The sequence below is a fragment of the Staphylococcus sp. LCT-H4 genome (assembly GCF_001866145.1).
GTDB lineage: Bacteria > Bacillota > Bacilli > Staphylococcales > Staphylococcaceae > Staphylococcus > Staphylococcus succinus.
This window is the reverse complement of the sequence record NZ_MODY01000002.1, coordinates 100,597-112,670: the sequence shown is the minus strand read 5'-3', so window position 1 is coordinate 112,670 and position 12,074 is coordinate 100,597. Positions and strand designations below refer to the sequence as shown.

Sequence of the window (12,074 nt, the reverse complement as noted above, 5' to 3'; positions counted from 1 at the left end):
ACTTATTTACTTTCCAATACTTTGTGCAATGCTTCGTCAGAATTGTTCCACATATTTATATCATGTGTTTTCAAGAAATCTCTTAAAACTGCCTTGTTTGCTTCACCTATATGGTCAATTTCTATTTGATGTTTCATCGATTTATCCATCATATTTACATGTTCAGGCATACTTTTATACCCTCTACGAATACTTTTATTTACCAATAAATAGCACCCTGTTACCCCCGCATAGTATGGACCATTTTCTCCTCTTTCAGTAGTAACCCAACAAAGCCAGTATGCTTTTGCACCTTCACCTTCTACTACGTCTTTTTCTTTGATCCATTTTACGCCTTTTTCAACGCTAGCACGCGCATGCATTCCACCAATATCTATAAAAGCTTCCTTATTCTCAACATCAATAAATACGGGAGCGACATTATCTAAACTAATTGAACCAATATTCGTACCTTTATGTCCATCTAGCGGATCATTTTTTACTATATTAAACTTAAATCCTTTATTTTCAGCCACTAGAAAGCACCTCCTGTAATTTCAAACTCTTTAGTTTACGTTAACTATACTCATAAATACACTTTAAAACTCTGATTTATTCATCATACAGTTAATTGTATTTTACAATTTTTATACCATAAAACTCAAATCACTAAATTATCAACAAGACTGTGGTTCGCAATTATTATTAATTTAATTCATTTAATATACTAATAATCGCATTACGCACATGATCATCTTCTATTTCAGTAATAAGTTCTTTCGGATAATACAGTTTATAATCTTCTCTGTTTATTCCTGTAATACTGGAAATCACAAGTGATTGACTACTAATTTCTCTAATCTTACCATTGCGTCTCAACAAATGGATTGGCTGTCTGTTTGAACCTGGACGATCATAATCATAAGGTAAATCAGTAAATGATTCACTCACAAAGTAATAATTAGGATCTATACCTGCTTGTATGAATAAGTCATTCAATTCAGTGATTGTTATGATAGAACCATCAAATGGCATGTGTTTAAATAAATCACGGTTGATAAAACGACGCGCTAAATCGCTTAATATTTCATCTTCTTCATTAACCCATGCTTTTAAGTAATATAATACAACGACTTCATCCAAATCAACGTATTGTTCAATTGTCATGGTTCCTTCAAAGAATGGGATAAAATCGTTAGGCTGCATTTTAAATATATAACCTTCATCGTATAGTTGCTTAGCGCGTTTCAAACAACTATTAAGTAATACCTCTCCGCCCCTACTTACAGGATGAAAATAGATTTGCCAATACATTTGATAGCGACTCATAATAAAGTTCTCTACCGCATGCATACCACTTTCTTTAATTAACACTTCATCTTTAGAAGGACGCATTAATCTTAAAATACGTTCCATATCAAATTGACCGTAAGAAACGCCTGTAAAATAAGCATCTCGTTGCAAATAATCCATTCTGTCTGCATCAATTTGTGACGATATCATGGAAATCACTAACTTATTATCGTGTGTTTTATTAATAACTTCTGCCACTTGTTCCGGAAAATCATCAGAAACACGGCGCAGCACCTCATTTACTTCTGTCTCTCCAGTAATGATAGCTTGTGTAAATGCCTCATGATCAGTATTAAATATCTTTTCAAAACTATGTGAAAAAGGTCCATGTCCTAAATCATGTAAGAGCGCGGCGCATAGCGCTAATGGTCTATCTTCATTATTCCAAGCTTCTCTTCCATCAAAAGAGTCATCAATCAATCTACGCACAATTTCATATACTCCTAGAGAATGCCCAAATCGACTATGCTCTGCTGTATGAAATGATAAATATAAAGTACCCAATTGTTTAATGCGTCTTAATCGTTGAAATTCCTTTGTCTTGATTAAATCCCAAATGACTTGGTCTTTAACATGAATATATCTATGAATCGGATCTTTAAATACTTTTTCTTCAGGTAACTTCTGTGTAGCATAACTTGTAAATGTCAATTTAGTCCTCCTAGTTCACCACTATACTTGGCATATCATTTTAACGATTTACGCATCAATGCTAAGTCCATAGCTTCACCATACATTACATGAGTATATGAACGCACTTTTTCAAAACCTTTTTGTTCATAGAATGATACAGCATCGTCATTTTTATTATCGACTTCTAAATAAATATCGTCATATTCATTTTTAAAATAACTCAACCCTTCACTTAATAGGTTTGAGCCGTAACCATTATGTTTCCATGAAGGTCTAACGTAATGTGCAGACAAATATAACTCAGTTCCATTTATAAAGTTTGCGAATCCTATGATTTCATCATCTTCTTCAACAACTAAAAACAATTGATCTTCTAATCGTTTCAACAGATGTTGCTCATTATATGAAGCAGCTAACAATTCATTGACTGTCTTAGCTGCATAGATGTTTAGATATGTGTTATACCAAGCTTTCGTTGCTACATCTCTGATGCCAACAACATCTTCTGGCGTTGCTTTTCTAACTTTATGCATGATGCTCTCCCCTTATTTACGATAGGTAATAATAGCTATATTATATCATAATTCTAGTGTTCAAAATACTTTATCTGATTAGATAAAAAAAGTTTGAACAATAAAAATCATCGCTCAAACTTTCAACCATATATTTATTTATTACTTAATGTTTGTTGCCATTCTTCCGCTCTTTTCAGTGCATAAATGTCTTTTTCAATGTCACCTGGTTTTTCAGCAGTTCCAATAATATAACCAGCTAAACTTGCCCCTAAAAACTCCAAACTATATTTAACCTGTGTAATACATGGTTTCGCTTTTACTTTAGGGCAATCGCCACCAACAATAATCAATCTAAAATCTTTTTTAGACATTTGTGCTTTGAAATCTTTATATTTAGGATCCATTAATGTTTCAGACCAATGATCAATGAACGCCTTCATAGAGGCAGATAAACTATACCAATAAATTGGAGAAGCGATAATGACAGTATCACTTGCTAACACTTTATCAATAATCATTTTATAATCATCTTGATAAGATTCTATAAGCGTATTATCATGCCTTACATCTCTAACCGGATTCAATTGATATTCTGTTAAATCTATCCATTCGTAGTCGTATCCTTCTATGGCCATCTTAGTTAAATGAGCAGTATTTCCATCTGGTCGACTGCCCCCGAATAAAACTGTGATCATATTAATCTCCTTCTACTACCTTTTTAATGATATACTCATTCAAAATTTAAAAAATTACATTTTTATCAATCTACTAAACTTAATTAATAATCCTACACTAAACGGTAAGATTATTAAATAGTAGATTAAAAATACATTTATAATTTTATTTATTTGTTTCGAATACAGATATACATTTGTATATAATATATAAAAAGTAGACAAACGCACTTGGTTCATCTACTTCTTGCGCCTATTTTACTGGAAATATTTGTTCGATTTTCTCTATTTCGTCATCTGTTAACTTAACATCAAGTGTTGTTAAATTATCAACAACTTGATCAGAACGTTTAGCTCCAGGAATTACTACATCTAAAGATGGTCTAGTTAAATAAAATGCCAATACAATATGTGCCACATCTACTTTATGATTATCTGCAATATCTCTCAATTGTTCTACTTTTTCTAGATTTTCTTTAAATTTTTCACCTTGGAACTCAGGATTTTCAGCTCGTAAATCATTAAATGTACTATGCTCTGTATATTTACCAGCTAAAATTCCTGATACTAATGGGAAATATGGAATAAATGTAATTTGGTTTTCTACAGCATATTTGAAAATATGTTCATTTTCACGATTCAACAAGTTATATTCCATTTGTACCACATCTACATAACCATCTTTATTTGCTTCTTTTAATTGGTCTAAATTAAAATTCGATACACCAATCGCTTTAATCTTGCCTTCATCTTTAAGTTCCTTAAGTGCTGCTACCGCTTCATTTTTAGGCGTAGATTCATCAGGAAAATGTATATAATACAAATCAATATAATCTAGCTGAAGACGTTTTAGACTTTGCTCAACTTGTTCTTTTAAAAACTCAGGATTATTGGATAAATGTACATTACCATCTTCATCAAAATAGTGTGCACCCTTTGTAGCAATAGCATACTCATCTCTCGAAAATTCTTTCACTGTTTCTCCTACTAATTCTTCAGAACGCTCTGGACCGTATATAAAAGCAGTATCCAATAATGTAATACCATTCCTAACCGCCGTACGAACAGTTTCTTTACCTTGTTCTTCATCTAAATCATTATATAAATTATGTCCACCTACTGCATTTGTACCTAGCGCAATTGGTGATACATATACATCTGATTTTCCTAGTTGTACTTTTTTAGTCATTGTCTCAGCTCCCTGTAAAAATTGTTGGTTTAAAATTATCTCGATTAAACATATAGCGCTTGAATCACTCTTTTTTGCAAACTTCACTTTTATGTTTACCCCATTCAAACCATTTTAATAGTCCTTTATCATAATATTTTTATATAAAAACATTATAATTTATCCCTAAACAAATAATCTATATAAAATTTAGCATTATTTTACTAATATGATAAATATATTGCCTATAAAACGTTTTTTAATTATTCCTCGTAATTTACAAAAATCACATTGTCAAACTTCTTTTATCCATTCATTGGTAAAAGAAGTCTATAAAAAATCTAATATAGTACTCGCTCACTTCTCTTATTGCATGTTTTCCATAGCACTTAGTTTATAACAATGTGATAATTCCCATGAACACTGACAGTGAAATGCTTATAATCTCATATCATTAAATAATTCTGCATTAAAAAAATACACCTCTGTTTTAAACAGAAGTGCCTTTATTTTAAATAAGCTACTTATATAAGCGTCTCTTTTGGTGTTTAGTTCGTATTTTTTCGACGTGCTAACTTCTCTTTGAGCTTTTTATCTTGCTCTTCTTTACGACGCTTACGTTCTTCATTGCGTTCTCTTAAACGTTCTTCTTCTTCTGGATCTCTAGGTTTCTGTAGTTGCTTGACTACTTTGTCCATAAGTTCTTCTTCAGTCAGTGCAGCTAGCGGACGATTGTTCACAAACGCAAATGTTTTTCGTCTACCAGGGCCACAATAAGACTGACAACCAATTTCAATTTCTGCTTCAGGATCTAGCTTTGTTAATTTTTTTTCCAACGATTTACAATTAACACCCTGACAATCATCACAAATCAAAAATTTATTTTGCAACTACGTCTCCACCTTTCTAAATAGAATACTAATTTAAGTCTTACAACGTTAAGTTTCTGTTTTAATAATATAGACATATATCGATATATTCAATGTATTGTGAGCCTTATATTTACCAATTTCAACTCTACTTATTTTACTCTTTTCAGTAAAAATTTCAAGTTCTAAATTAAGTATGTAATGCAATAGTTCACCTATTTGTGTTCGCACAATGTGTATTCATAAATTAAAAAAGCAAATTATAATATGCGCATTACCCATACTATAATTTGCTTGAATCATATTGGTATTTTATGTCCACCATAGTTCTGGTGAAGCTTGTTCTATATTCACTGCTTTTAAATTACTCACGGCTTTATTAAATCCTTCTTCTATCGACATGATAGGATCTTCATGTTCTATACTTACTACATAATCATAACCGTTAATTCTAAGTGCGCTAATCATTTCCCCCCACACTTGTGGACTATGACCATAACCTACCGTACGGAATGTCCAAGCTCGAGTCTGTACATTACCATAGGGTTGCATGTCTGTTAAGCCATACATATTCACATTTTCTTGATCAATATATGTGTCTTTTGCATGAAAATGATGAATGGCATTTTCACGGCCTAATATTTTTATAGCAGCCACCGGATCAATACCTTGCCACCATAAGTGACTCGGATCCAAGTTAGCGCCAATAGCATCATTCGTTGCTTCTCTCAATTTCAACAAAGTATAAGGTGTATGTACTAAAAAACCCGCATGAAGCTCAATACCAATCTTCACGTTGTGTGCTTTTGCATAATCTGCTGCTTTTTTCCAATATGGTATTAACTTTTCTTCCCATTGCCATTCTAAAATCTTAGAATAATCTGTGGGCCATGGTGTGACTGGCCAATTCGGCAGTTTAGCTGTTTCATCTGATCCTGCTACTCCAGAAAATGTATTAACTACTGGAATCTTTAGTAAAGAAGCTAATTTAATCGTTTTAAATAACGTATCATGGTCGCGTTGTGCCTCTTCTAAATTAGGTGATATCGGGTTATTGTGACAACTCAACGCACTAATACTTAATCCTCTTTGCTGAATCGTTTCTAAAAATTTGTTGCGCTTATTTTCATCTGATAACAATGCCTCTAATGGACAAAAGTGATTTCCTGGATTGCCACCTGTACCAACTTCAATCATATCAACACCAGCACGCGCAACATAATCTAACATTTCCTCAAAATTTTTATCTTGAAATAAAACTGAAAACACGCCTATTTTCATATCCAACGCCCCTTTATTTTAATCATATTACAATCGAATACTATGACCCAATTCATCACTTTTATATATTGCATCTATTAAAACATTTATTTTTTGTGCTTGCATTGGTTGTACAACTAATGACGCTTGACCAAGACAACTTTTCACAAAATTAAGTGCTTGTCTTTGCGCAGCTATCTCCTCATCATGCTCAGCAGTTGCTTGTTCAGTAAAAAATGTGCCGAATCTCGGCTGGTAAATTTCAAAAGGATATAGACTGATCCCGCCATCTACACCAGAAATACTCAATTGTTTTGTATCTTCTTTAATATTGGCCGACCATGAACATTCAAACTGCATGGAAGATTTATCTTCAAAAGTAATAAAACTTGTGACATGATCATCAACATCAAACAATTCATTATCGAACGCCCCCCAGTCGTTAATCTGGTTAGGTATCTTACTGAGTCTATTGTAGGTCTTACCCATTACTTCTACTGGTTCAACATCACCTAACAACCACAATGATAAATCTAATAAATGACAGCCATAGTCAATTAAACTGCCACCGCCTTGTAAAGATTTATTCGTAAAAACGCCCCATCCTGGTACTTTTCTTCTTCGTAACGCTTGCACTCGCATTACCAATGCCTCACCAACAACTTTATCGTCTATAGCATTTTTGGCAGTAATAGCCGCATCTGTAAAACGGTAATGATATCCTATTGCAAGCAGTTTTCCAGCACGTGTTGATGCTTCTATCATTTGTTCACACTCTAACTGATTCATAGCCATAGGTTTTTCACAAAATACATGCACACCTGCATTTAATGCTGCAATACTTATCTCTGCATGAAACTTATTTGGTGTACAAATGGCCACAGCATCCACATATTCAAATAACGTTTCATATCGCTCAAATGTGTGCTCAATATGAAAATCTCGAGCAGTATTTTGCGCCAATGTCGAGTTGATATCTTGAACTGCAACGATTTCAACTAAATGGCTCAAATTTTGAAAAGATGGTATATGTCTCTGACGTGCGATGCCACCACAACCAATAATACCTACTTTCAACTTATCCATAGTATCAAACCTCCCCAACCTATTTCTCTTCTATTTTTTCTAATGGTTGAGCATTTCCATATTGATGTTTCGGCGTTTGATTATTACACGCCCACTTCACACCATTTTTAATAATTTGTTGTACTTGTTTATTATAGTATGTCGGATAACTTTCATGACCTGGTCTAAAATAAAATATCTTGCCATTACCTCTCTTGAAAGTCACACCACTTCGGAATACTTCTCCACCTTCAAACCAGCTAATGAGCACCGTCTCATCAGGAACAGGTATATCAAAATGTTCACCATACATCTCTTCTTGTTCTAATTCAATGTAACTATCTATACCTTCAACAATAGGGTGTGTAGGGTCAACCACCCATAATCGTTCTTTTTCATCTGCTTCTCGCCATTTCAAATCACACGTAGTTCCCATTAATGACTTAAAGATTTTAGAAAAATGAGCAGAATGTAAAACTACAAGACCCATACCATCTAATACACGTGATTTTACTCTTTTTACAACTGATTCATCTACTTCTTCATGTGCTTTATGTCCCCACCAAATTAAAACGTCTGTTTGCTCTAGTAATTGTTCAGTTAACCCATGTTCTACTTCATCTAAAGTTGCCGTTTCCACATGATGTATTTCTTTTAAAAAAGAAGCAAGCGCGTGATGAATACCTTCAGGATAAACTTTTTTTACTTCAACATTTTCTCTTTCATGACGATATTCATTCCATATTGTAATATTCATATATTTTCTCCTCACTTTTATGCATTATCATTAAGATAAACTGCTTTTCCAGATTGCGCTGATTCATAAATAGCTTCTAATATCTGTGTTACTACAAAAGCCTCTTGTGGTTTAACGACAGGTTCCGTATCGTGAATGATGCTTTGAATCCATGAACGGGCTTCTTCTTCAGCTTCATCAATCTTTTCACTATCGTAGAAATCCACTCCTTCATTATCAACTTCAATTTTCGAAGTGTATAATGTTCCTAGATTTTCACCGTGAATTCTTAAGCCCTCTTTCATATCTGCACCACCATCTGTCCCAGATAAAGAGCATTTAGCTTCATCTACATCTAAGGAATTTAACGCCCAACTCGCCTCTAATACAATTGTTGCACCATTTTTCATCTTAATAAATCCGAATGCTGAATCTTCAACAGTAAAATGTTCAGGGTCCCATGGTCCCCATGCATTTGCAGCATTTTCTTTTTTGCCTAATTTATGGAAAGTCGAACCCATAACAGATTCTGCTTCATAATTATCCATCATCCATAACGTTAAATCTAAAGCATGTGTTCCAATATCTATTAATGGGCCGCCACCTTGTTTTTCTTCATCTAAAAATACGCCCCATGTAGGAACAGCACGTCTACGAATTGCATGTGCCTTACTATAATAGATTTCCCCAAGCTCACCTTGCTGCGTCACTTCATGTAAATATTGACTATCAGCTCTAAATCTATTTTGATAACCTATAGTTAGTTTTCTATTGTTACGTTTCGCAGCTTCAATCATACTTCTTGCTTCTTTGGAAGTTTTAGCCATAGGTTTTTCACACATGACATGTTTTCCAGCATCTAATGCTGCAACAGTTATGTCTTTATGTGTATTATTAGGCGTACACACATGAATGACGTCAATACTATCATCATGTAATAAATCATTGTAATCTTCATATACTCGTGCATTTTCCACACCATAATTTTCAGCTGCCTCTTTTGCTTTGTTAATGTCTATATCACAAAAAGCTACCACAGATACTTCAGTTAATTTTTTTAAACTTGGTAAATGTTTACCATTAGCAATACCGCCACAACCAATGATTCCTACTTTTAACTTCATGATTTCATCCCCTTTTTAATTACCAATAAAAGAAAACGCTTACAAAAAATATTTTATAAACTTTTTTATACCTTTCATTCATAGTAAAATATAATGTTAAAAACACCAATAAGTTTGACGTATTTAGAAATTATATATTAAGATTAGAATGTATTTTCAAAATTCGGAAAATTTTCCAATGGATAGGTGGCCTCATTTCATATGATACTGGATCAACTCATAAATAAACACTTTGAACATTTAACAGAAAATGATTTACATATTATCAATGTCATACACCAATACAACGATCAAATTTCAAATATGAAAATTCACGACTTAAGTTTAAAAACACATACCTCAATTTCTACAATCCACAGGCTAGTTAAAAAACTTGGATTCGAAGGATATAGTGACTTCAAATTTTACTTGAAAATGGAAAGTAATGTACCACCTTCTCATCCAGTAGGCATCGATCCTATTATTGAAGATATTCAAAGAACTGTAGAACATCTCGAAATGTTCGATTACAAACCGCTTAATCAATTAATAGAAGCAGCGCCATTCATCTATATCTTTGGCACTGGCATGGCCCAACAAAATGTGGCACGTGAAGCACAACGTCATATGTTGTCCATTTCTAAAAAGTCTATTGTGCTTAATGATGAAACAGAATTTAAATTAGCTATCAATCAAATGAACGCTGATGATTTATTATTTATTATTTCTCTTTCAGGTGAAACTAAAAATTTAAAAGAACCTATACAATTAATCAAATCACGTGAATTTCGTTATGTGTCTATCACAACGTTACATGATAATTATATTGCTAAAAATGCAGCTTTCAATATATATGTTAATAGTGCACCAATTCAATTTTTTAATAAAACTGAGTATTTTAGTTTCACACCTTATTATGTTGTTTTTGACTTTATCGCAAGATCCTACCATAACTATAAAATTTCTTCAACATAAGGTCTTGTGTTGTTTTATATCGGAAAAATTATTTACAACTTATGAATAAATGCTAAGTGTCTTTATTTATAAGTTGTTCAAATGCTTCACGAACTTGTGATACAGATAAGCCGACAATCACTTGAACATTCTGACCACTCTTTACCAAACCATGTGCGCCGCCAGATGTTTTAAAGTAACTGTCATTTTTGACCTTTTCAGGATCTTTTACAGTAACACGTAACCTTGTCGCACAATTTGTTACATCGATGATATTACGCTTACCGCCCAAACCTTCTAAATACACATTTGCCTTTTCAACGTATTCATTTTCTGATGTTTGTTGATTTTCATTATTATGTTTCTTATTCGATTTATAGTCTTTTTTCGTATACAATTTTGTGTCGATATCTTCTTTTTCTCTACCCGGCATCGGTATATCAAATTTCAATATAATCCATCTAAATAGATAATAATATATAAATATGAAAAGAATACCTATTACAAACTGAGCGATATATGTCCCCCAATGTGTCCCAAATAGTGGAATCCAATTCGTAGCGGCTATTTCAATAAAACCGCCTCCTAAATTTCCTACTAATCCGAACATATTCATAATTGTAACCATTGTCGCACCTAATATAGCATGAATTAAAAATAAAAATGGTGCTACAAAAATAAAGGTAAATTCTAAAGGTTCTGTTATACCTGCAAAAACTGCTGTTAATGTTGCTGCAATTAATAGCGCGCCGACTTCTTTCTTTTTATGTGCTTTCGCCGTAGAATATATCGCTAGCGCAATACCAATAGAACCAAACATTTTAATATTTCCTTGTAGTAAGAAACCACCACCTGGATAGATTTCTTTTAATGGCTTAGTCGTTTTAGAGTATTCAGTAAGATGAGAAATCCAATAAGATTTAACACCTCCGTTCACAACAGCTGGACCATATTCAAATGGCGTATAAATAAAGTGATGTAGTCCTGTTGGAATTAATATTCTTTCTAAAAAATGGAATAACCATACACCAATATAACCAGATGAGGCTAAAAATACTTGTAATGATGCAATCCAACCTTGTACAATTGGCCATCCCCAGCTTGTCAGAAACGCTAACGGAATCATACAAAAGAAAGCAATCATTATAACAAATGGCGATCCTTGAAAAATACCCACAGATTCCGGTAATTTTTTATCATAATATCGATTATGCAGCCAAATCGCAATCCCTGAAATGATAAGTGCACCTATAATATTCGTATCTAAAGTTTTAATACCTGCTAATTCTGTGATTCCTGTTCCTTCACCTGCACTACCTTTAAAATCAACGCCAAAAGTAGGTCCCCATGTGCTTAATATGCCATTAATAAAATAATTAAACATTAAATAAGTAACTACGGATGACATGACAGCATGTCCTGCTGATTTTTTAGCAAGCGATATCGGTAATCCAATCACAAAAATAAGTTCAATATTTTCAAATAATGTCCAACCACCATTTTCAATTAACGACCATATTTGATACCACAAACTATGGCTATCAGCCAATTTTCCCATAATTGCCTCATTTTTAAAAAGTGTTGCGATACCAATGATAATACCAAAGAAAGGAAACAATAAAACTGGCACAATCATTGCACCACCAAATCTACGTATTGCTCCTCCAAATTTACGTGCTATATTCATAAAATCACCTTTTCGTTCGGTATTTTGAAAACGCTTTCTTAAAGTGATAATATGCCTAATTCACTTCTAGTTCAATGT

At 33.1% G+C, this 12,074-nt stretch carries 12 protein-coding genes; 1 reads left to right on the top strand and 11 read right to left on the bottom strand.

Annotation, left to right across the window (positions count from 1 at the left end):
* Positions 1-2: 2 nt before the first annotated feature.
* The 10 genes from BK821_RS05460 to BK821_RS05415 form a co-directional block, all read right to left on the bottom strand.
* Positions 3-515, bottom strand: a complete 513-nt coding sequence (locus BK821_RS05460; RefSeq protein WP_071331388.1) for a YwhD family protein — start codon at positions 513-515, stop codon at positions 3-5.
* Positions 516-684: 169 nt separating this feature from the next.
* Positions 685-1,983, bottom strand: a complete 1,299-nt coding sequence (locus BK821_RS05455) for an HD domain-containing protein (RefSeq protein WP_046837060.1) — start codon at positions 1,981-1,983, stop codon at positions 685-687.
* A 35-nt stretch (positions 1,984-2,018) separates the two neighbouring features.
* Positions 2,019-2,498, bottom strand: a complete 480-nt coding sequence (locus BK821_RS05450) for a GNAT family N-acetyltransferase (protein ID WP_046837059.1) — start codon at positions 2,496-2,498, stop codon at positions 2,019-2,021.
* A 134-nt stretch (positions 2,499-2,632) separates the two neighbouring features.
* Positions 2,633-3,175, bottom strand: coding sequence for a flavodoxin family protein (locus BK821_RS05445; RefSeq protein WP_046837058.1), 543 nt, complete (start codon positions 3,173-3,175; stop codon positions 2,633-2,635).
* 232 nt (positions 3,176-3,407) lie between these two features.
* On the bottom strand, positions 3,408-4,343 hold the full coding sequence (locus BK821_RS05440) for an aldo/keto reductase (RefSeq protein WP_046837057.1): 936 nt from the start codon (positions 4,341-4,343) through the stop codon (positions 3,408-3,410).
* A 527-nt stretch (positions 4,344-4,870) separates the two neighbouring features.
* Complete coding sequence (locus BK821_RS05435; RefSeq protein ID WP_046837056.1) at positions 4,871-5,212, bottom strand: YuzB family protein; 342 nt, start codon at positions 5,210-5,212, stop codon at positions 4,871-4,873.
* A gap of 291 nt (positions 5,213-5,503) precedes the next feature.
* A complete protein-coding gene (locus BK821_RS05430; protein WP_046837055.1) occupies positions 5,504-6,472 on the bottom strand; it encodes a sugar phosphate isomerase/epimerase family protein in 969 nt (322 codons plus the stop codon).
* A 27-nt stretch (positions 6,473-6,499) separates the two neighbouring features.
* The gene (locus tag BK821_RS05425; protein ID WP_071331387.1) at positions 6,500-7,537 is read right to left on the bottom strand and encodes a Gfo/Idh/MocA family protein; all 1,038 of its coding nucleotides are present in this window, start codon (positions 7,535-7,537) and stop codon (positions 6,500-6,502) included.
* A 19-nt stretch (positions 7,538-7,556) separates the two neighbouring features.
* Positions 7,557-8,273, bottom strand: coding sequence for a ThuA domain-containing protein (locus tag BK821_RS05420; RefSeq protein WP_071331386.1), 717 nt, complete (start codon positions 8,271-8,273; stop codon positions 7,557-7,559).
* 17 nt (positions 8,274-8,290) lie between these two features.
* Positions 8,291-9,376: a Gfo/Idh/MocA family protein gene (locus BK821_RS05415; RefSeq protein ID WP_046837052.1), complete on the bottom strand. Its 1,086-nt coding sequence runs from the start codon at positions 9,374-9,376 to the stop codon at positions 8,291-8,293.
* A 201-nt stretch (positions 9,377-9,577) separates the two neighbouring features.
* On the opposite strand from BK821_RS05415, the gene BK821_RS05410 reads away from it, so the two are divergent.
* Positions 9,578-10,330, top strand: a complete 753-nt coding sequence (locus tag BK821_RS05410) for a MurR/RpiR family transcriptional regulator (protein WP_046837051.1) — start codon at positions 9,578-9,580, stop codon at positions 10,328-10,330.
* Between the two features lie 52 nt (positions 10,331-10,382).
* Here the strand turns inward: BK821_RS05410 and BK821_RS05405 are convergent, their stop codons facing one another.
* Positions 10,383-11,996: an alpha-glucoside-specific PTS transporter subunit IIBC gene (locus BK821_RS05405; protein ID WP_071331385.1), complete on the bottom strand. Its 1,614-nt coding sequence runs from the start codon at positions 11,994-11,996 to the stop codon at positions 10,383-10,385.
* Positions 11,997-12,074 lie beyond the last annotated feature (78 nt).

Excerpts from the sequence above, each read along its gene's own strand:
- BK821_RS05410 (WP_046837051.1), top strand. The coding sequence starts at position 9,578 with ATGATACTGGATCAACTCATAAATAAACACTTTGAACATTTAACAGAA.
- BK821_RS05425 (WP_071331387.1), bottom strand. The coding sequence starts at position 7,537 with ATGGATAAGTTGAAAGTAGGTATTATTGGTTGTGGTGGCATCGCACGT.
- BK821_RS05430 (WP_046837055.1), bottom strand. The coding sequence starts at position 6,472 with ATGAAAATAGGCGTGTTTTCAGTTTTATTTCAAGATAAAAATTTTGAG.
- BK821_RS05445 (WP_046837058.1), bottom strand. The coding sequence starts at position 3,175 with ATGATCACAGTTTTATTCGGGGGCAGTCGACCAGATGGAAATACTGCT.
- BK821_RS05450 (WP_046837059.1), bottom strand. The coding sequence starts at position 2,498 with ATGCATAAAGTTAGAAAAGCAACGCCAGAAGATGTTGTTGGCATCAGA.
- BK821_RS05405 (WP_071331385.1), bottom strand. The coding sequence starts at position 11,996 with ATGAATATAGCACGTAAATTTGGAGGAGCAATACGTAGATTTGGTGGT.
- BK821_RS05440 (WP_046837057.1), bottom strand. The coding sequence starts at position 4,343 with ATGACTAAAAAAGTACAACTAGGAAAATCAGATGTATATGTATCACCA.
- BK821_RS05415 (WP_046837052.1), bottom strand. The coding sequence starts at position 9,376 with ATGAAGTTAAAAGTAGGAATCATTGGTTGTGGCGGTATTGCTAATGGT.
- BK821_RS05420 (WP_071331386.1), bottom strand. The coding sequence starts at position 8,273 with ATGAATATTACAATATGGAATGAATATCGTCATGAAAGAGAAAATGTT.